Source organism: Streptomyces sp. NBC_01515, from assembly GCF_045040345.1.
Classification (GTDB): Bacteria; Actinomycetota; Actinomycetes; order Streptomycetales; family Streptomycetaceae; genus Streptomyces.
The window spans coordinates 6,858,630-6,877,569 of the sequence record NZ_CP109416.1 but is presented as its reverse complement, the minus strand read 5'-3'; the positions used below and the strand labels follow the sequence as shown (position 1 = coordinate 6,877,569).

Genomic DNA, 18,940 nt, shown 5'->3' with positions numbered 1-18,940 from the left:
CACGCGCGCGTGGCCCGTCGTCGGCACCGGAGCGGCTCCCTAGCATCGGGCCATGTCCGATACCGGTATCTCCCGCTTCCGCGCCTGGTGGGCGCAGCGTCCGCCGGCGGCCGGGGCCGTCGTGATGGCGACCGCGATCATGTCGGTCGGCCTGCATGTCACGGGGTACGAGGTGCTGTCCCGTATCGCCTTCGCGGTGGCCTGCGCCTTCTGGCTGGGGCTGGCCGCGGACTTCGCCGTACGGCTGCTGTGGGACCGGCGGCGGTGGCTCACGGAGGCGGGGACGCCCGGCGCGCTGACCGCCACGGCCGCGACCGCCGTCCTGGGGACGCGGTTCGCGGCGGCGGGCCGGCAGACGGTGGCCGAGGCGCTGCTGGCGCTGGCCGCGGTGCTGTGGCCCTGGCTGCTCGTGCGGGTCGTCCGGAACTGGCAGGGGCGGATGCCCGGGACCGTGTTCCTCGGGTGTGTGGCCACGCAGTCGCTGGCCGTGCTGGGGGCGACGATCGCCGGGGCCGAGTCGGTGCCCTGGCTCGCGCACACGGCGCTGGTGCTGTTCTGGTTCGGGCTGGTCCTCTACGGGTTCGCGCTGGCCCGGTTCGAGTGGCGGCAGGTGATCATCGGGGTCGGGGACCACTGGATCGTCGGCGGCGCGCTGGCCGTCTCGGCGCTGGCCGGGTCGAAGCTGATCGCCGCCGACAGCGCGCGCCTGTACCTGTGGAACTCCGACGACCGGGGCGTCCTGCGGGCCGTGACGGTGACGTTGCTGGTGCTCGACGTGGCCTGGTGTGTCGTCCTGCTGGGCGCCGAGATCGCCCGGCCACGGCCGCGCTTCGACGTGCGGCGCTGGTCGACGGTGTTCCCGTTGGGGATGACGGCGGCGACCATGCTGTCCGTGGGGACCGCCGTGGGCGTCTCGTGGCTGCGGACGCCCGGTGAGGTGGTGCTGTGGATCGCGGTGGCGGCCTGGCTGGTGGTCGCCGCGGGGACGGTCCGGTTCTACCTCGCCGCCACGTCCGGGGTCACGTCCACAGGACCGCGATGAAGATGTTCACCATGGTGAGCCCGCCCACCAGCGCGAACTGGCTCTTGTCGACCGTCTCCTCGTCCCGCTTCACATAGACGAGGCCGAGGATCACGATCAGCAGCGCGAGCTTGATGCCGATCTTGATGTTGTTGACGTGCTGATCGTCGGCCTGGTTGAGGCCGACCAGGATCGCGCCGGTGACCAGCATGGTGAGCGCGCCGTGCAGCATACCGGGGACGAAGCGGGCCGTGCCCTGGCCCATCGCCTTCATCTGGGTGAGGAAACCGCCGAGCAGCGCGGCGATGCCGATGATGTGCAGGCCGACGAAGAGATGGATGAGTACGTCCATGGGGCCGGAGCCTAGTCAGGGACTCCGGGACCGACCGACACCGCCCCTCTGTAGCGGCCTGCATGACCTTGCATATATGCGGCCCATAGCACCGTGTCGTCCCGCCCCGCGTCGGAACCGCCGCTTCGGTCACCGCTCCGTGCGAAGGCGGCGGCCCCGGACCGCGATCAACGTCACTTGCGGTCAATTGCCGATCACCTCATGTCAGTTGTGCACATGCGTTACCGGGCCGTCACCATCAGGTTTAGCGTCCTCCACCAGGTGACCGGCTCCCCACCGCCGCCCGGACCAGGGGCGGCAGTCGGCCACCACCGCCGAAGAATGTCCGGCGGCGGCCCGCTCCCCCTGTGCGGGCCGCCGCCGGACGCGCAATCGCCCGCTCCCCCGGCGGTCGTACGAAAGGACGTGCAGTCCACGTGGCAGCGCACCGCAAGCCCCGACAGCGCTCGCTCAGCGGCAATACAGCCCGGACGGCGGCGACGATCGCCCTCGCGGGCGCGGCGACGGCGACCGGCTTCGACGGGACCTCGCACGCCGAGCCGCAGCTGACACCGACGCAGGTCAAGACCAAGGTGGACAAGCTGTACCAGGAGGCGGAGGTCGCGACCGAGAAGTACGACGGCGCGAAGGAGAAGGCGGACGCGGCCGAGAAGCAGCTGAACACCCTGCGGGACGAGGCGGCCCGCAGGACGGAGAAGCTCAACTCGGCCCGGGACTCGCTGGGTTATGTCGCCGCCGCCCAGTACCGCAGCGGCGGGATCGACCCCGCGGTGCAGCTCATGCTCTCCAGCGACCCCGAACGGTATCTGGACGGCGCCGAGTTCGCCGACCGGGTGGGCCACCGGCAGACGACGGCCGTCGAACTCGTACGGCAACAGCTGCGGGAGATCGAGCAGTTGCGCGGCGCCGCGCACATCGAGCTGACCTCGCTGAAGTCGCGGCAGACGGAGCTGGGCAGGCAGAAGAAGACCATCAACGGCAAGCTGGACCAGGCACGCCGGCTGCTGTCCGGCCTGACCCCGCAGCAGCGGGCCCAGGTCGGGGACGGCACGACCGGCGGCACGGGCCGCGCGTCACGCTCCTCCACGACAGCCCGGGGCGCCCTGGCCGCGCCCCGCTCCTCCGCCGCTACGGCCGACGCCCCCAACTCGCGTGCGGCGGCGGCCGTTTCCTATGCCTACCAGAAGCTCGGCAGCCCCTACGTCTGGGGCGCGACCGGCCCCAACGCCTTCGACTGCTCGGGCCTCGTGCAGGCCGCGTACAGCTCCGCCGGGGTCTCCCTGCCCCGCACGACCTACGCCCAGATCAACGCCGGCCAGCGGGTCTCCCGGTCCGAACTGCGCCCCGGCGACCTGGTGTTCTTCTACTCGGGCATCAGTCACGTCGGCATCTACGTCGGCGACGGCCAGATGATCCACGCACCGAACCCGACAGCCCCGGTGCGACTGGCGCCGATCGACGAGATGCCGTTCGCCGGGGCGACCCGGGTGGTGTGAATCCCCGAGGGATCCCCCAAGGGCCCAAGGGGTCCCGGGTGAACTCCCTTACGGGTCACACCAGTCGACGTGCCGTGGCCCACCGCGTCAGCTCGTGCCGGTTCGACAGCTGGAGCTTCCGCAGTACCGCCGAGACATGGGACTCGACCGTCTTCACCGAGATGAACAACTGCTTGGCGATCTCCTTGTAGGCGTAGCCGCGCGCGATGAGGCGGAGCACCTCGCGCTCGCGCTGGGTGAGGCGGTCGAGGTCCTCGTCGACCGGCGGGGCGTCGGTCGACGCGAAGGCGTCGAGGACGAAGCCGGCCAGGCGGGGTGAGAAGACCGCGTCGCCCTCCTGGACCCGGAAGATGGAGTTGACGAGGTCCGTGCCGGTGATCGTCTTGGTGACGTAGCCGCGCGCACCGCCGCGGATCACCCCGATCACGTCCTCCGCCGCGTCCGACACGGACAGGGCGAGGAAGCGGACGGGCTGCTCGGCGTCGCTCATCAACGGGGCGCAGCGGCGCAGGACTTCGACCCCGCCGCCGCCCGGGAGGTGGACGTCGAGGAGGACCACCTCGGGCCGGGTCGCGGTGATGACCGTGACCGCCTGGTCGACGTCGGCGGCCTCGCCGACCACCTCGACTCCGGTCTCCTCGGTGCGGCCGATCTCGGCCTGGACCCCCGTACGGAACATGCGGTGGTCGTCGACGAGGACCACGCGCACGTGACGCCCGCCCACGCTCCCGCCGGTCGGCTCCGCCGGTTCGTTCGTCTCGGTCGCGTCGCTCATGACGTCTTCTCCACCCTCTCCATCTCCAGCTCGACCTCGGTACCGCCGTCCGGCACCGCGCGCAGTCGTGCCGTGCCGCCGTGGCGCTCCATACGGCCGATGATCGATTCTCTGACACCCATGCGGTCGGCGGGTATCGAGTCCAGGTCGAAGCCCGGTCCGCGGTCACGGACGGACACGAAGACCGTCTTCCCCTCCACCTCGGCGTAGACCTGTACGGCGCCGCCCTCGCCACCGTACTTGGCCGCGTTCACCATCGCTTCGCGCGCGGCCTGCATCTGGGCGCCGATTCTCTCGTCGAGGGGGCAGTCGCCGACGATGACGACCTCGATGGGGACGCCGTGCTTGTCCTCGACCTCGGCCGCGCTGCGGCGCACCGCCTCGGCGAGGGTGTCGGGTTCGTCGGCCTCGTCCTTGCCGGTGCCCTCCGGTTTGTAGAGCCAGGCGCGCAGGTCGCGCTCCTGGGCGCGGGCCAGGCGGCGCACTTCGTTCGGGCTCTCCGCGTTGCGCTGGATCAGGGTCAGGGTGTGCAGCACGGAGTCGTGGACATGGGCGGCGACCTCGGCGCGCTCCTGGGCGCGGATGCGCATCAGGCGCTCCTCCGACAGGTCCTGGGTCATCCGCACGAGGTACGGGCCGGCGAGCAGCGTGATGCCGACGAGGACCGCGAGGGCTGCCTGGAGAACCGAGCCGAGGTGGTCGGCGGAGCCCTGCAGCACGAAGATCGCGGTGGCACCGGCGGTGACGAGCAGGACGCCGCCGCCCGCGCGCAGCAGACTGAGCGTACGGCGGCGGCTGCCGACCTCGGCCCAGCGGGCGCGGCGGGCGTTGTCCGCCTGGCGCCAGACGAGGGCGACGCCCGCGCCGACGAGCACGGTCGGGAAGAGATAGGCCTTGGCGCCATTGCCCAGGTTCACATTGCCGACGAAGACCAGCGCGACGACGACCATGAGGAGCAGGGCGACGATCTGGCCCTTGTCCGGCTTGCGGGCGACGAGTCTGCGGCGGCCGTCCGGCGAGGTCTCGGTGGAGACGAGCGACGGGGGCCGCTGACCGGCGACGCCGCCGACGCCGAGCGGCACGAAGAACCAGAACGAGGCGTACAGCAGCGCGCCGAGTCCGTCCGCGAGGAACAGCCCCACGAACACCAGCCGCACCCAGATCACCGGCAGCCCGAGATGCCCGGCGAGCCCCCGCGCCACACCACCGAGCCAGCGTCCGTCACTGCTGCGGTAGAGCTTGCGCGGCGGCCGCGGGTCCTCGACGGGCAATGCTGCGGCTTCCGGCATGCCACCGATGTTCACACGCCCCGCCGCCCGGAGCATCAGGGTCGACCCCCGAGACTCCCCTGATCTTCGAATCCGGCACGCTCGGTCCGCGAAAACGGCGTGCGACGGGGGTTCTGACGGGTCACCGGAAGGTGAGGCGGGCGTCCGCGGTCCGTGGGTCGGCTGCGGCTGCGGCTGCGGCTGCGGCTGCGGCTGCGGGAGATCCGAGCGCCACCGGCACACAAGCCCGTCGCGATGCCGGCCGCGATGTCAGCCTCCGGGCCACAGGAAGCCCGGCAGGCCACCCGCCGCCGCGGTCCGCGGGTGGCCAACGGCTGCGGGGAGATCCGAGCGCCACCCACACACGAGCCGGTCGCGATGCCGAGCGCCATGGCACGGAAGCCCGGCGGGGCAACCCACCGCCGCAGTCCGCAGGTCGCCGACAGCTGCCGGAGATCCGAGCACCACCGGCACACAAGCCCGTCGCGATGCCGGGCGCGATGTCAGCTGCCGTGCCACAGGAAGCCCGGCAGGCAATCCGCCGCCCGCGGCGACCGCACCCGCCCGGCGAACAGCTGGCGGCACAGCACCACAGCCCCTCGAACACTCCCCCGGTCCGGGTCAGGGCCGATTTCAGGGTTCGGCCAGGGTCGTCCCGACTGCCATCGGCGGCTCGCGGCGGGCAGCATGGACGCATGACAGATCACGAGCGCGCCGCGACGGGTCGGGGACCCGGCTCCGGCCCACGTCCGCAAGCGGGCGGCGGGCCGCAGGACGCCGTGCCCGGCGCGGGTGCCGCCTCCTCGCCGGGTGCCGTGCCCGGCGGCGGCACCGTGTCCGCGGCTCCGCACCGGTTCCGGCGGGACCGCCGGTCCAAGGTGCTCGCGGGGGTGTGCGCGGGGCTCGGGCGGCAGTGCGACATGGACCCGGTGATCTTCCGGATCACGCTCGCCGTGCTCTCGGCGACGGGCGGCATCGGCCTCATCTTCTACGGCTTCGCATGGCTCTTCGTCCCGTACGACGACGAGGAGGAGAACGAGGTCCGCAAGCTCTTCACCGGCCGCGTGGACGGCCAGGCCCTGGCCGCCGTGCTGTTCGCACTGGTGGGCTGCGGTGTGTTCCTGTCGATGCTGAACAACGCCAGTGTGCTGACCTTCGCCGTCGTCCTCTCCCTCCTGCTGGCGGGCGCGGGGTACTGGTCGCAGCAGCGCGGCGCCCCCGACCCCGACCCGCTCGCCGCGCAGGCCGTCGCCGACGCCCCGCCGGAGGCCCAGGCGCCGCCGGTGGTCACCGCCTACCCCTCCTGGTGGCGTGATCCGATCGTCAAGGACGGCACACACGTCGGTGGCACGGGTTATCTGTGGGGCCCCGGCGACTCCCGCGACCGTGACATCGCGGACGTGATCGACGTCAGGCTCGCCCCCTCCTACCCGCACTGGCCCGCGGATCAGCGGACCCCGCGCCCAATGCCCCCGAAAACGCGCGGCCCGCGCTGGATCGGCGGCTGGGTGTTCCTGCTCGCACTGCTCGCGGGGGCCCTCGGCACCGCCGCCAAGTGGGACGACCAGGCGCTCGGCACCAGCCTCCAGGCGGGCCTGGCCTGTGCGCTCGTCGTCTTCGGTCTGGGGATCGCGATCAGCGCGTTCCTGGGACGTACGGGGGCGGGCTCGGTGTTCCTCGCGATCGTCACGGCCGGTCTGCTCGCCGCCTCGGCGGCCCTGCCCAAGGACCTCACCACACACTGGGAGCACCTCACCTGGCAGCCCGCGGCGGTGGCGGACGTGCGGCAGAAGTACGACCTGGGGAACGGGGTGGGCACGCTCGACCTGACCCGGCTGCGGCTGGCCAAGGGGCAGACGGTCGCGACGGACGCGGAGGTGGGCGTCGGGCAGTTGAAGGTGATCGTGCCGCCGAACGTGACGGTGCGGCTGAGCGTGGACGTACGCGTCGGGGACATCCAGTTGCCCGGTGACGACAAGAAGGACGTGGACGTGGAGCCGGGCAAGCACAAGCAGGTCACCCTGACCCCGGCGACGGGCGTCAAGAGCATCGGCACGCTGGACCTGGACCTCCAGGTCGGCGTCGGACAGGCGGAGGTCAGCCGTGCTGCGTCATGAGTTCCAGCCCGGGAAGCTGGTCGCCGGTCTCTTCCTCGCCACCGCGGGCGTGGTCTATGCCGGGGACGCGGGCGGGCTGTGGGTGACCGAGTGGTTCGCGGTGATCCCGCTGGTCACGGTCGGCCTGGTCCTGGCCGGCGTGGTGGCGGGCGTCAACGGCGCGGTCCGCAGACGCCGAGGGGCCGACCGCAGGAACACGGCCGACCCCGGTCCGGACATATCCGGCTGAAGATCGTCTACGAACGGGACGGACGGCCCGCCCGGAAAGAGCCCGGCGGCTTCACCGCCGGCGGCTCCCTCCTCGGGAACTACCGGTAGCCGCCCGCCCGTTGCCTTCGCCTTCCGCGGATCACCGCGTCGAAGGAGAACATCGAAGCGCCGGCCAGGACGAGGGGCAGCCAGGCCATCAGGTAGGCGAGGTCGTTGCCGTAGTAGTAAGGGTCGTTGGCCCAGCTGATGGTCAGCCACAGGCTGAGCGAGATCAGCGCGCCGCCGAGTGCGGCGAGGCGGGCCAGCAGGCCGATCAACGTGCCGATGCCGACGGCGAGTTCGCCGAAGGCGATGGCGTAGCCGAAGCCGACGGGGTTCTTCAGGGCAAGGTCCACCAGGGCCGGGATCGCCGCCGAGTCGCGGACCGCGCGCATCGTCTCGCCGATCGAGCCGGCGCCGGAGGACTTCATGAAGGCACTGTCGGTGAGTTTGTCCAGGCCTGCGTAGATGAAGGTGACGCCGAGGAAGACGCGCAATGGGAGCAGGGCGTATCGCGTGGCGGTGTCCCGCCAGCCCCGGTCGCCGTCGAGGTATGGGGTTTGCGTATCCATTCGAGTGCCGTGAGTCATCGCCCGTAGCCGCCTCTCGCCTGCTGTGCCGTGACCCCTCAACAGACCATACGTACGAATAGGGGGACCCGCTCAATCATGCTTCAACTAATTTTCGCGACCTTGGCACGACTCGTGCGGTGGTCGGTCCGTCGAGGGCGTCAGTCCGTGACGTCGACGACGCAGGCGTTCGTCTCCACGCCCGCCGCGGTCACGACCTGTACCTCCACCCGTCCGGGCTCGACATCGACCGGGACGGGGACGGTCAGGAGGGTGTCCGTCGGGTTGGAGAAGCCGCCGGTGACCGGGACCAGGGGGACATGGACGTTGACCGGGCCGATGCGGACGACCATCCGGGAGAGGCGGTCGGCGGTCTGGGCACCCGGGGGGACGAAGCCCGCGCCCCGGATCTCGATGTCGTCGCCGGTGCGGATGGGGGCGTCGAGGTCGCCCGCCTCGCGGGAGCGCACCACGGAGAGGATGACCGGGCGGCCGCCCTCCGCGTACTTGCCGGCCAGGTATGTCGCGGCCGAGATCAGGACCACCACCGCCAACCCCCAGGGCAGGTCGGGCAGTTGGTCGGGGCGGCGGGCCAGGCGTACGGCGACGAAGACGAGGGCGACGGCGCTGATCGCGACGTACTGGATGTCGGCGAAGGTGCCGCGGCCCGCGTCGTCGGTGAGGAGGTCGGCGGCGCGGGGGCGGTCGGCGGGGAGTTTCTGGAGGCGCTGGCCCAGCACGCGCAGGCCGACGACCCGGCGGACGAGGACGGCGATCGCGCAGACCACGGCGAGGACGGTCACCACCCCGGCGCCGCGGGCGAGTTCGAGGCCGGAGATGAGGGTGTCGCGTTCGGCGTGGTCGGAGGCGGCGGCGAGGCGGCCGGCCAGGACCAGCACCGCGTACGCCACGAACAGCACCCAGGACACGGCCACGGCACGGGAGGTCGACAGCCGGTTGTCCTCACCGATGACCGGGGCCAGCGCCCCGCCGCGCGCCCGGTGGAACCAGGAGGCCGCCGTCAGCGCGCCGGCGATCACGAGCGCGGCCAGCAGTCCGGCCGTGCGGGCCGCCGTCCAGCCCGCGCCGATCGCGGTGAGCGCCTGCACCAGGAGCAGTACGACGAAGGCGCTCCACACCGCGAAGGCCGTGCGGTGCCAGAGGCGAGCCAGCCAGGCGCCGCCCTCGGCGCGGCCACGTTCGGCGACGACGTCGGCGGACTGGGTCAGTTCGTCCGAGACCCACTGCCGGGAGGCGGACACCGAGTGCGCCACCGCCGCGGGCAAGCCCTGGCCGGCCGCGAAGCCGTCCCGCTTGACGAGGAACGCGGCGACCGCGCGCCGATGCCCCTCACGTGCTCCGTGCGGGCAGTCCCCGCAGGTGCAGCCGCCTCCGTGGGCACCGACGTGCTCGCCGCCCTGTCTCGCCTCCTGCACCGCCACGCCCGACGCCTGCCTTCCCCATGCCCCTCGGCCCGCGACCCCGGACCCTCACGTTCGGCGGCCGGCTCCGAAGCCTTTGGCCACCGCCTTGCAACTCCCGTACGACAACAGCGGATTGTGCCCTACGGGACACGGCCCGCGTCCGGCAGGTCTGGTCAGCGCGGGTGAAGTGGCGGCCGCCGTGTTGACCCGGCTGCGAGAATTTCCCTATGGCCGAGATCATCCAGCGCGACGGGACCTGGGCCTTCGACGGCACAACGGTCCGTATCACGCCGGGACTTCACCGCTCCGTGCCACTGTTCCGGCAGACGTACGGGGAGATCGCCGTGCCCCTCGAAGCCGTCGCGGGGGTCGTCTACGAACCCGAACGCAGGCGTGGCCGCCTGCGGCTGAGGCTGCGCGAGGGCGCGGACCCGCTGCTCCAGGCGACCGGCGGCCGGCTGCCGGACGCGGCGGATCCGTACCGGCTGATCGTGGACATCGACCGGTCCGGGGTGGCCGAGTACGTGGCGGAGGAGATCCGGCACGGGCTGCTCCTCGACCAGATCCCCAAGGACCCCACCAAGGCCTATCTCCTGCCGGGCCCGCCGGTGCCGGTCTCGGTGCGTTCGTCCGACGGCACGGTGTCGTTCGACGGCGCCCAGGTGCGTATCGACTGGTCCGACACCTCGGAGCGTGTCAAGCGTGCCACCGGGCCGCGCATAGTCGCCGTGGGCGACCTGGTCCAGGTGGAGTGGCTGCCCAACTCCGGGTACGAGGACGGGTTCATGCGGTTCGTGACCCGCGAGACGGTGTTCTCCAAGCTGCCGCCGGAGAAGGACCCGTACGCCCTCGATCTGTGGGGCAGCACCCGTCGGGACCTGCTCACGGCGCTGGTCGCGACGGCGGTGACCGCGCGGCTGCCGCATCCGTCGGCCCGGGAACACGAAAGCGACAACGGCGAGTTCGCGGACCGGCCCCGACGGGCGGCCGTCGTCCCGCCTCCGGCCGACCATCACGACGTACTCCTGCGCAGGCTGCGGGAGTTGGGCGAGCTGCACCGGGAAGGGGTGCTCACCGACGAGGAGTTCACGATGACCAAGGCGGCGGTGCTGCGGGGTTTCCGGTAGGGGCCTCAGCTGAGGAGGTCCGGTTCGCTGCGGCTGATGTCCTGCCACAGGGGCTGGTAGTTGATCCACGCGACGAGGTCGCCGCCGGTCTGTTCGCGGGTGGCGACGGCGAGTTTGTGGTCGATGAGGAGAGGGCGGCCGGCCGCTTTCGCGAGGAGCTGGACCTGGCAGGAGCGTTCCATGGACAGGAACCACCAGGCCGCCGCGTCCACCGAGTCGCCCACGGTCAGCAGTCCGTGGTTGCGCAGGACGAGCGCCTTGCGCGAGCCGAGGGCGGCGGCGATCCGCTTGCCCTCCTCGGCGTCGACGGAGACACCGCTGTAGGCGTCGTAGAGCGCGTGGTCCTCGTAGAAGGCGCAGCTCTCCTGGCTGATCGGGTCGAGGAAGTCGCCGAGGGCGGAGAGCGCGCGGCCGTGCACCGAGTGGCAGTGGGCGACCGAGACGACGTCCGGGCGGGCGGCGTGGACCTGCGAATGCACGGTAAAGGCGGCCTGGTTGACGTGGTGGCGGCCCTGGAGGACCTGGCCGTCCGAGTTGGCCAGCACCAGATCGCTCACGGTGACGTGCCGGAAGGGCATCCCGAAGGGGTTGACCCAGAAGCAGTCGCTGAACTCGGGGTCGCGGGCGGTGATGTGCCCCGAGACCCCGTCCTCGAAGCCGTACCGGCCGAACAGGCGCAGGGCGCCCGCGAGCCGTTCCTTGCGGTGCCGGCGTTCGTCCTCGACCGACTCGTGCATCGGCGGCATGGCGAACCGCAGCCGGTCGGTGGGCAGGGGGGAGGGCGGTGTCGGCCCGTGCATCGGTCCTCCAGCACTGGGTTCCTGTTACCGGCGGAAGTTACCGTCGGTGAGGCGAAAAGGGCAGTGGTGTTCTGTAAAGATGCGGCACCAAGCGTGGCCGGGTGCCTTCCGAGGGCTTTCTGGGTCCGTCCCGAGTCCCGACCGAGTCCGTCCTGAGTCCTTCCCGAATCCGGACAGCGGGTGTCGGGTATCGGCGGGACAGTGGTCGTATGACTGCGAACTGGGCGGTATTCGTCGCCGCGGAACCCGAACTCGCCGCGACCGTGGAGGAGCGCTTCGGGGCCTTCACTCACCACATCCTGGCGACCCTGCGCAAGGACGGGTCGCCGCGGACGAGCGGGATCGAAGTGCGCTTCCTGGACGGGGAGTTGTGGCTCGGGATGATGCCCGACTCGCTCAAGGCGCTGGATCTGCGGCGCGATCCGCGGTTCGCGCTCCAGGCCAATCCGGGGGCGGGTACGGAGATGGGCGGCGGGGATGTGCGGGTCGGCGGGCGGGCGGTGGAGGTGACGGATGCCGGGGTGAAGGGGGCGTACAGCAAAGAGGTGGAACCGCCGGAGCCGTTCCACCTCTTCCGCACCGAGGTGACGGAGGTCGTGCGGACCTTCGTCGAGGACGAGACGTATCTCGTCACTCAGGTCTGGCACCCCGGAGAGCCGGTGCGCACGCTCAAGCGGACCTGAGCCTCAGGAAAGGCCTACTCCCACTCGATCGTGCCCGGCGGCTTCGACGTGATGTCGAGGACGACCCGGTTGACGTCGGCGACCTCGTTCGTGATGCGGGTGGAGATCTTCGCGAGGACGTCGTACGGCAGGCGGGACCAGTCGGCGGTCATCGCGTCCTCGGAGGAGACCGGGCGCAGGACGATCGGGTGGCCGTAGGTGCGGCCGTCGCCCTGGACGCCGACGCTGCGGACGTCCGCGAGGAGGACCACCGGGCACTGCCAGATGTCGCGGTCGAGGCCGGCCGCGGTCAGTTCCTCGCGGGCGATCGCGTCGGCCTCGCGGAGGAGGTCGAGGCGGTCCTTGGTGACCTCGCCGACGATGCGGATGCCGAGGCCGGGGCCCGGGAAGGGCTGGCGCTGGACGATCTCGTCCGGGAGGCCCAGCTCCTGGCCGACCATCCGGACCTCGTCCTTGAACAGCTTGCGGAGCGGTTCGATGAGCTGGAATTCGAGGTCTTCGGGGAGGCCGCCCACGTTGTGGTGGGACTTGATGTTGGCCGTGCCGGTGCCGCCGCCGGACTCGACGACGTCCGGGTAGAGCGTCCCCTGCACCAGGAACGCGACCTCGGGACCCTCGTCGGCGATGATCTCGGCCTGCGCCTGCTCGAAGACGCGGATGAACTCGCGGCCGATGATCTTCCGCTTCTGCTCCGGGTCGGAGACCCCGGCGAGTGCGGTGAGGAAGCGCTCCTCCGCGTCCACGACGACGAGCTTGACGCCGGTCGCGGCCACGAAGTCCTTCTCGACCTGCTCGGTCTCGCCCTTGCGCATCAGACCGTGGTCGACGTAGACGCAGGTCAGCTGGTCGCCGATGGCGCGTGCGACGAGGGCGGCGGCCACGGCGGAGTCGACACCGCCGGACAGGCCGCAGATGGCGCGCTTGTCGCCGACCTGCTCGCGGATCGCGGCGACCTGCTCGTCGATGACGTTGCCGGTGGTCCAGTTCGGGGTGAGGCCCGCGCCCCGGTACAGGAAGTGCTCCAGGACCTGCTGGCCGTGCGTGGAGTGCATGACCTCGGGGTGGTACTGGACGCCGTAGAGCTTCTTCTCGTCGTTCTCGAAGGCGGCGACCGGGACGACGTCCGTGGACGCGCTGACCGCGAAGCCCTCGGGGGCGGCGGAGCAGGCGTCGCCGTGGGACATCCACACCGACTGCTCGTCCGGGGTGCCCTCGAAGAGGGTGGAGGACGACTTGGAGACGTGCAGTTCCGTACGGCCGTACTCGCGGGCGCCCGTGTTGTCGACGGTGCCGCCGAGGGTCGTGGCCATCAGCTGGAAGCCGTAGCACATGCCGAAGACGGGGACGCCGGCGTCGAAGAGTTCGCGGTCCAGGCGGGGGGCGCCCTCCGCGTACACCGACGAGGGGCCGCCGGAGAGGATGATCGCCGCCGGGTTCTTGGCGAGCATCTCGGCGACCGGCATGGTGCTCGGCACGATCTCGCTGTAGACCCGGGCCTCGCGGACGCGGCGGGCGATGAGCTGGGCGTACTGCGCGCCGAAGTCGACGACCAGGACGGTGTCGGGGGCGGGGGTCGCTGCTGACACGGGGGCGGGGCCTTCCGGCGGTGGGGCGGGGGTCTGGGGTATCGATTCTAACGGGGCTCGGGTGGGTCACCGGGTCGTGCCTGGGGACTCCGCCCCCGGACTCCCGGGCCTGTGCCATACTCGGCCCCATGCTCACGCACCCGACCTCCCTCTTTACCTATGGCAACCGGCCCGCCGGCTGCCATGGTCGAGCTGCTTGAGTTACTGACGAGCGACTTTCCAGGCGCCCCGGGCCGACAAGGCCCGGGGCGCCTGTCGTTTTCCGGGGGTTGTCGGTCGGGGGTGGCCTTTCCGCGACGAGGAGATCCTTATGACCACCACCACGCCCGAGCAGACCATCGCCGATGCCCGGGAGCGCATCGACGCCCTGGACGACCGGATCATCGGTCTGATCCAGGAACGGGTCGCCGTGTCCGCCGTCGTCCAGGAGGCGCGGATCGCGTCGGGTGGGCGGCGGGTGAGCCTGACCCGGGAGAACGAGATCCTCAGCCACTACAGTGCCGCGCTCGGCAAGCCCGGCACCTCCCTGGCCATGACGCTGCTCGAACTGTCCCGGGGTCGTATCTGAGGCCGGTCGCATCTGAGTTCGGGGCCGCTCTCACCCGTACGGCGCGTGACCGCCTCGCGAACCGCTTCGTTGGGGGTGGTGTCCGCGCCAGCCAGGGGCGGGCCCGAAAGAACCACGCGTGGCTCGGCTGGGGCGATGAGACGTACGGATCGTGCCGTGCGTCGTGGGACCTCGCTCCAGGGTCGTGACCGGACGGCAGGGGACAGCAGCCCGGTCACCCAAGAGAACGGTCGGCTCCGGGGACGCCCGGGGCCGCCCGGCGGAAACTGCAAAAATGCACAAAGCCGGATCGAACGGTTGCGGAGGCCGCGTCCATCCAGCACGATGCGTAGAGGGCCCTGAGGCTTCCCCAAACCCCAAGTCCCCATGCAGACAACCGCATTGCAGTGCACTGTCCCTCTGCCGGACCCCCGCCAAAGGTCGAGACCAAGCGCGCGCCCCGTGTGCGCCGGGGCGCCGACCCAGGGCACTTGAGACTAGCGGCGCAACCCCCCGGCGCCGCTCCCAGGCACCGGCGCTGCCCTGACGTCGGTGCTGACGGAGAAGGGCCCCGCGGCTCCGTCCCGCGGGGCCCTTCGCTTGCCCGTTGCCTGCCGGCCTCAGGTCAGGTCAGGTCCGGGTGGCCGTGCCGCAGGTGCCCTCGCCCTTGCCTAGGTCGCGGCTCCGGTCGTACGGGTCCTCCGTCGGACCGGTGGGCGCGGCGCCCGTCGAGGACACGGAGCCGAACTCCGGGTGCAGGTAGCCGTCGTAGACCCCGCAGGCCGAGTTGCCGAAGTCCGCGTTGTTCTGCCCGAGTGCCAGCAGGCCGGGAGTGGCCTGGTAGCGCGTGGGGTCGAGGACTTCCAGGTCGATCACGCGACGGACGATGGTGCGGGCGACCGTGGTGGAGCCGTCGGTGCGGACCAGCGGGTAGACGAAGGTGTAGTCGGTGTGCACGGTGACGCCGCCGTCGTCGCTCTTCCCGAAGGTGATGCGTCCGCGCGTCTTCACGACGTCGCCGACCAGTCGCACGTCCTTGGGGTCGAAGCGGCTGAAGAGCAGCGTGGGGTCCTGCGCCTTGGTCGGGGCGGTCAGGGACGCGTTCAGCCGGTCGAACGTCTTGGTCTGTTTCGGGTCGAGGACGGCGAGCGCGGCGGCTGGGCGGTCGCCACGGATCGTCTTCGGGTCGAGGTTGGCGCCGACGAGCAGGATCTTCGTCTGCTGGAGGGCCAGTTCGACCTGGTCCTTCGAGAACTTTCCCACGGCCGTCGCCTTCGGCAGGACGATGCCGGCCGCGCCGTCGGCCCAGTTCAGGGCGGGTGAACCGGCGAACGGCCGGTCCAGGGTGGGGGTTTGGGGGTCGACGGCGGAGGGCGCGGTGGTCGGGGCGGCCGTCTCCGGCGCGAGCGGGGTCGCCGCGCCTGGGTCCGAATCCGCCTTGCCGCCGAAGGGGTCGCCGGGGATGAGCGACGGTTTCATCGCGACCACGGCGACGGCTATCGCGAGCGGAACGCCGAGGACGGCCCACACGCGGCGCCTGCGCCGGGACCGCCCGTTCATCTCCTGCCAGGCGGGACCGGTCCGCCAGCCCTCGGGCTCCTGGCGCTCGGCCTTCCCCTTGCCTTTCCCTTTGCCCTTCCCCTTGCTCTCGGCCTTCTTCAGCCGCTCGGTCACCTCACGGGCGCGGGCGGACGGTTCCTTCGGGGCGGAGGCGCGGATGTCGCGCTCCGTGTCACGGGCGAACTGTTCCCAGACATCGTCGGGGATCTCCGGGGTCGAGGACGGTTCCTCGGGAGGCTTGTCAGACACGTCCCCAAGTTCTAGACGTTCCGAAAGCCTGTTCACAAGGAGACCTTGGGTGTGACACAGCACACATAAGAATCCGGTGAGAGTGGGCACAACCGTTCACAGCTTTCCCGGGTCTCACCTGCGTAACCAAGGGCCACACCCGCGCCCCACACGCGGAGCCCTCCGCCCAGTGTGCTGCGCTGCCGCGGCACACCGGACTTCCCGAGGACTTCATGAAGCTGCGCCGTGCCATGGCCGCGGCGGCCGCGACGGCCGTCATCGCTCCCCTCGCCCTGCTCTCCGCGCCCGCCGCGTTCGCGGAGGACTCGGCGTCACCGACCCCGAGCGACAGTGCGAGCGAGTCCGTCTCCGCTTCGCCGTCCGACTCGGTCTCCCCGACGCCGTCCGACTCCGACTCCGCGTCGCCGTCCGGCAGCACCCTGCCGAGCGACTCGACCTCGCCCACGGCGAGCGACAGTGCCTCCACGTCGGCCACGCCCTCCACCTCGGCCGAGCCGAGCGAGGAGCCGACCGACCCGGACGTGCCGTTCTGCGAGGACCTGGACGAGGACTTCTCCGACGCCAAGGTGTCCGCGGACATCAAGGGCCTGCCGGGCAAGATCGTCGCGGGCGACGGCTTCCACAGCTTCAAGCTGACCGTCACCAACAAGTCGAAGACCACGGTCGAGGGCGTCGCCTTCTACGCCGAGGTCGAGAACTACGAGCTCGACGAGTCGAAGTTCCTGAGCCCGTACGTGGACCTGGAGTTCAAGAACCCCGAGTCCGGCAAGTGGGACCGCATCGGCAACGACGAGTGGGCCGGCGACTACTTCTTCTACATCAACGCCCTGAAGTCCGGGAAGAGCGAGACCGTCGACCTGCGCGTCGGCATCAGCGCGAAGGCCCCGGCCGGCGACGCCTACTCCTTCGGCTCCGGCGCCTACCTCGACAACATCAAGGGCCAGGACTGCATCGCCGAGGGCTGGGCCCAGTACGACTTCGAGGTCCTGAAGGCCGGCTCCACCAACACCGACCCGGGCACCGCCACCCCGAGCACCGGTGACAAGGACACCTCGGTGAAGAAGCCGCAGGGCGAGGTCTCCGACCTCCCGACCGGCAACCTCGCCGCGACCGGCTCCAGTTCCGCGCTCCCGGTGATCGGCCTCGTCGGCGGCGCCGCCGTCGTCGCGGGTGCCGCCGCGGTGGTCATGGTGCGCCGGCGCAAGAGCGGGGCGAGCGCGTAACACACGGCTCGCCGCACAAGGAAGGACCTGCGCTCGGAGGGGGGCGCAGGTCCTTCTGCTTGTGCCGACCGTTCAAGTACCCCTGATCGGCTACGACTTGGGCGGCACCGTCGGTATCCCCAGGAACGGCAGCCTCAGCGCGCCGAACGCGCCCTCGGGGACCGCCGGTTGGTGCGGTTCCACCGGCGTCAGGCGTTCGTACGACAGCCCTTGCTCCGGGCGCGGGTCCGGCTCGCCCTTGTTGGGCCAGTACGACATCGCGCGCTCGGCCTGTGCCGTGATGGTGAGGGACGGGTTGACGCCGAGGTTCGCGGAGACCGCCGAGCCGTCGACGACCGAGATGCCCGCGTGGCCGTAGAGGCGGTGGTAGGGGTCGATCACGCCGGTCTCGCGGGAGGCGCCGATGGGGCAGCCGCCGAGGAAGTGGGCGGTGAGCGGGGTGCCCATCAACTCGCCGACGTTCGAGCCCGCGAAGCCGTTGATCTCGGCGGCGATCGCCGCCGCGCCCTCCGAAGCCGCCCTGATCTGCTTGGGGTTGGGGGCGCCGTGTCCCTGACGGGCCGTCAACAGCCCTTTGCCCACGCCGTCCGGTTTCAGGTACGTCGTCAGGGAGTTGTCCAGCGACTGCATCACCAGGCCGATGATGGTCCGCTCCGACCAACGCCGGTTGGAGAGCGAGCGGAGGACCAGGAGAGGGTGCTTCGCCGCGTTCGCCAGCCAGCCCAGTGCCCTCGACGAGCCCTCCGCGTACGGGACTTGGAGGATGGAGAGGCCGCCCATCGAGTTGGAGCCCTTGCCGTAGCGGACCGGTTCGATGTGGGTGTTCTCGTCGGGGTGGATCGAGGACGTGATGGCGACCCCGCGCGTGAAGTCGACCTGCCGGGTGCCGGTCGCCTTGCGGTAACGGCGGTTGTTCGTCTGCGCGCCGACCAGCGCCTCGGAATTGGTGCGGGTCAGCTCGCCCAACTTCTCGGAGAGGTACGGCAGTTGCCCGCCCGCCTTCATGCGGTGCAGCAGGGTCTGGGTGCCGTAGGTGCCGGCGGCGAGGACGACTTGGCGGGCCTTGAAGGTGCGGCCCTCCGATGTGCGGCGCGCGTCGGTCGGCAGGGTGGCGATCGCGTAGCCGCCCTGCGAGTCGTCCGTCACCGATACGACCGTCGTCATGGGGTGGACCTTCGCGCCCGCCTTCTCGGCGAGGTAGAGGTAGTTCTCGTTCAGGGTGTTCTTGGCGCCGTGCCGGCAGCCCGTCATGCACTCGCCGCACTCGGTGCAGGCCTTGCGGTCCGGGCCCGCGCCCCCGAAGTACGGGTCGGCGGCCTGCTCGCCGGGGCGTGCCTTCGCCGTTCCCTCGGCGTCCTTGCCGTCGCCGAAGAAGACGCCGACGGGGGCCATGTGGAAGGTGTCGCCCACGCCCATCCGCTGGGCCGCGGCCTTCAGGTGCACGTCCGACGGGGTCATCGTCGGGTTCAGGCGTACGCCGAGCATGCGGCGGGCCTGGTCGTAGTACGGGGTCAACTCCTCTTCCCAGTCGGTGATTTCGCGCCACTGGGGGTCTTCGAAGAACGGCTTCGGGGGGACGTAGAGGGTGTTGGCGTAGTTGAGGGAGCCGCCGCCCACGCCTGCGCCGGCGAGGACCATGACGTTGCCGAGCAGGTGGATGCGCTGGATGCCGTACATGTTGAGCTTGGGGGCCCAGAGGTAGTTCTTGAGGTCCCAGGAGTTTTTCGGGAGCGTCGACGGGGTGAAGCGGCGGCCTGCTTCCAACACGCCGACGCTGTAGCCCTTTTCGGTCAGGCGGAGGGCAGTCACTGAACCACCGAAACCGGAACCGACGACGAGGACGTCATAGTCGTAGGCATCTTGCGACAACGTGTTCTCCTCATTGAGATTCGCT

At 70.9% G+C, this 18,940-nt stretch carries 17 protein-coding genes; 8 read left to right on the top strand and 9 right to left on the bottom strand.

Annotated features, from left to right (window positions below; all coding sequences use genetic code 11):
* Positions 1 to 52 precede the first annotated feature (52 nt).
* Entirely contained in the window at positions 53 to 1,042 is a 990-nt protein-coding gene (locus OG407_RS31300) for a tellurite resistance/C4-dicarboxylate transporter family protein (protein ID WP_405862931.1), read from the top strand.
* Here OG407_RS31300 and OG407_RS31295 read toward each other — a convergent pair.
* A complete protein-coding gene (locus tag OG407_RS31295; protein WP_019055618.1) occupies positions 1,020 to 1,373 on the bottom strand; it encodes a hypothetical protein in 354 nt (117 codons plus the stop codon). The two genes, OG407_RS31300 and OG407_RS31295, sit on opposite strands and share 23 nt — an antisense overlap.
* Positions 1,374 to 1,789: 416 nt before the next feature.
* Between OG407_RS31295 and OG407_RS31290 the strand changes: the two genes are divergently transcribed.
* On the top strand, positions 1,790 to 2,869 hold the full coding sequence (locus tag OG407_RS31290; RefSeq protein WP_405862930.1) for an NlpC/P60 family protein: 1,080 nt from the start codon (positions 1,790 to 1,792) through the stop codon (positions 2,867 to 2,869).
* Between the two features lie 55 nt (positions 2,870 to 2,924).
* Here the strand turns inward: OG407_RS31290 and OG407_RS31285 are convergent, their stop codons facing one another.
* Positions 2,925 to 3,644 (bottom strand): LuxR C-terminal-related transcriptional regulator, encoded by a 720-nt coding sequence (locus OG407_RS31285; protein WP_405862929.1) that lies wholly within the window; start codon positions 3,642 to 3,644, stop codon positions 2,925 to 2,927.
* Positions 3,641 to 4,969, bottom strand: coding sequence for a PspC domain-containing protein (locus OG407_RS31280; RefSeq protein WP_405862928.1), 1,329 nt, complete (start codon positions 4,967 to 4,969; stop codon positions 3,641 to 3,643). Before OG407_RS31280 ends, OG407_RS31285 begins: the two co-directional genes overlap by 4 nt.
* 638 nt (positions 4,970 to 5,607) lie before the next feature.
* On the opposite strand from OG407_RS31280, the gene OG407_RS31275 reads away from it, so the two are divergent.
* Together OG407_RS31275 and OG407_RS31270 are read left to right on the top strand one after the other, a co-directional pair.
* Positions 5,608 to 7,029 carry a PspC domain-containing protein gene (locus OG407_RS31275; RefSeq protein WP_405862927.1) on the top strand — a complete coding sequence of 474 codons (1,422 nt, stop codon included), beginning with the start codon at positions 5,608 to 5,610 and terminating at the stop codon, positions 7,027 to 7,029.
* On the top strand, positions 7,016 to 7,258 hold the full coding sequence (locus OG407_RS31270; RefSeq protein WP_405862926.1) for a hypothetical protein: 243 nt from the start codon (positions 7,016 to 7,018) through the stop codon (positions 7,256 to 7,258). Before OG407_RS31275 ends, OG407_RS31270 begins: the two co-directional genes overlap by 14 nt.
* 79 nt (positions 7,259 to 7,337) lie before the next feature.
* Here OG407_RS31270 and OG407_RS31265 read toward each other — a convergent pair whose 3' ends face one another.
* Both OG407_RS31265 and OG407_RS31260 read right to left on the bottom strand, forming a co-directional pair.
* Positions 7,338 to 7,868 carry a DoxX family protein gene (locus OG407_RS31265; RefSeq protein ID WP_328679972.1) on the bottom strand — a complete coding sequence of 177 codons (531 nt, stop codon included), beginning with the start codon at positions 7,866 to 7,868 and terminating at the stop codon, positions 7,338 to 7,340.
* Between the two features lie 140 nt (positions 7,869 to 8,008).
* A complete protein-coding gene (locus OG407_RS31260; protein WP_403583204.1) occupies positions 8,009 to 9,289 on the bottom strand; it encodes a hypothetical protein in 1,281 nt (426 codons plus the stop codon).
* A gap of 209 nt (positions 9,290 to 9,498) precedes the next feature.
* Here OG407_RS31260 and OG407_RS31255 point away from each other — a divergent pair, with 209 nt between their 5' ends.
* Positions 9,499 to 10,398 (top strand): DUF4429 domain-containing protein, encoded by a 900-nt coding sequence (locus OG407_RS31255; RefSeq protein ID WP_405862925.1) that lies wholly within the window; start codon positions 9,499 to 9,501, stop codon positions 10,396 to 10,398.
* 5 nt (positions 10,399 to 10,403) lie between these two features.
* Here the strand turns inward: OG407_RS31255 and OG407_RS31250 are convergent, their stop codons facing one another.
* Positions 10,404 to 11,198, bottom strand: coding sequence for a class II aldolase/adducin family protein (locus OG407_RS31250; RefSeq protein WP_403583199.1), 795 nt, complete (start codon positions 11,196 to 11,198; stop codon positions 10,404 to 10,406).
* Between the two features lie 209 nt (positions 11,199 to 11,407).
* Here OG407_RS31250 and OG407_RS31245 point away from each other — a divergent pair, with 209 nt between their 5' ends.
* Complete coding sequence (locus OG407_RS31245; protein ID WP_405862924.1) at positions 11,408 to 11,881, top strand: pyridoxamine 5'-phosphate oxidase family protein; 474 nt, start codon at positions 11,408 to 11,410, stop codon at positions 11,879 to 11,881.
* A gap of 14 nt (positions 11,882 to 11,895) precedes the next feature.
* Here OG407_RS31245 and guaA read toward each other — a convergent pair whose 3' ends face one another.
* The gene (gene guaA / locus OG407_RS31240) at positions 11,896 to 13,467 is read right to left on the bottom strand and encodes a glutamine-hydrolyzing GMP synthase (RefSeq protein ID WP_405862923.1); all 1,572 of its coding nucleotides are present in this window, start codon (positions 13,465 to 13,467) and stop codon (positions 11,896 to 11,898) included.
* 310 nt (positions 13,468 to 13,777) lie between these two features.
* Between guaA and OG407_RS31235 the strand changes: the two genes are divergently transcribed.
* Positions 13,778 to 14,035 (top strand): chorismate mutase, encoded by a 258-nt coding sequence (locus OG407_RS31235; protein WP_327401855.1) that lies wholly within the window; start codon positions 13,778 to 13,780, stop codon positions 14,033 to 14,035.
* Between the two features lie 609 nt (positions 14,036 to 14,644).
* On the opposite strand, the gene OG407_RS31230 is transcribed toward OG407_RS31235, so the two are convergent.
* Complete coding sequence (locus OG407_RS31230; RefSeq protein ID WP_405862922.1) at positions 14,645 to 15,823, bottom strand: hypothetical protein; 1,179 nt, start codon at positions 15,821 to 15,823, stop codon at positions 14,645 to 14,647.
* Between the two features lie 212 nt (positions 15,824 to 16,035).
* Between OG407_RS31230 and OG407_RS31225 the strand changes: the two genes are divergently transcribed.
* Complete coding sequence (locus tag OG407_RS31225; protein ID WP_405862921.1) at positions 16,036 to 17,046, top strand: cell wall protein; 1,011 nt, start codon at positions 16,036 to 16,038, stop codon at positions 17,044 to 17,046.
* Positions 17,047 to 17,136: 90 nt separating this feature from the next.
* On the opposite strand, the gene OG407_RS31220 is transcribed toward OG407_RS31225, so the two are convergent.
* A complete protein-coding gene (locus OG407_RS31220; protein ID WP_405862920.1) occupies positions 17,137 to 18,915 on the bottom strand; it encodes a GMC oxidoreductase in 1,779 nt (592 codons plus the stop codon).
* Positions 18,916 to 18,940: the final 25 nt, after the last annotated feature.

Excerpts from the sequence above, each read along its gene's own strand:
- OG407_RS31265 (WP_328679972.1), bottom strand. The coding sequence starts at position 7,868 with ATGACTCACGGCACTCGAATGGATACGCAAACCCCATACCTCGACGGC.
- OG407_RS31250 (WP_403583199.1), bottom strand. The coding sequence starts at position 11,198 with ATGCACGGGCCGACACCGCCCTCCCCCCTGCCCACCGACCGGCTGCGG.
- OG407_RS31280 (WP_405862928.1), bottom strand. The coding sequence starts at position 4,969 with ATGCTCCGGGCGGCGGGGCGTGTGAACATCGGTGGCATGCCGGAAGCC.
- OG407_RS31295 (WP_019055618.1), bottom strand. The coding sequence starts at position 1,373 with ATGGACGTACTCATCCATCTCTTCGTCGGCCTGCACATCATCGGCATC.
- OG407_RS31275 (WP_405862927.1), top strand. The coding sequence starts at position 5,608 with ATGACAGATCACGAGCGCGCCGCGACGGGTCGGGGACCCGGCTCCGGC.
- OG407_RS31245 (WP_405862924.1), top strand. The coding sequence starts at position 11,408 with ATGACTGCGAACTGGGCGGTATTCGTCGCCGCGGAACCCGAACTCGCC.
- OG407_RS31255 (WP_405862925.1), top strand. The coding sequence starts at position 9,499 with ATGGCCGAGATCATCCAGCGCGACGGGACCTGGGCCTTCGACGGCACA.
- OG407_RS31300 (WP_405862931.1), top strand. The coding sequence starts at position 53 with ATGTCCGATACCGGTATCTCCCGCTTCCGCGCCTGGTGGGCGCAGCGT.
- OG407_RS31285 (WP_405862929.1), bottom strand. The coding sequence starts at position 3,644 with ATGAGCGACGCGACCGAGACGAACGAACCGGCGGAGCCGACCGGCGGG.
- OG407_RS31235 (WP_327401855.1), top strand. The coding sequence starts at position 13,778 with ATGACCACCACCACGCCCGAGCAGACCATCGCCGATGCCCGGGAGCGC.
- OG407_RS31225 (WP_405862921.1), top strand. The coding sequence starts at position 16,036 with ATGAAGCTGCGCCGTGCCATGGCCGCGGCGGCCGCGACGGCCGTCATC.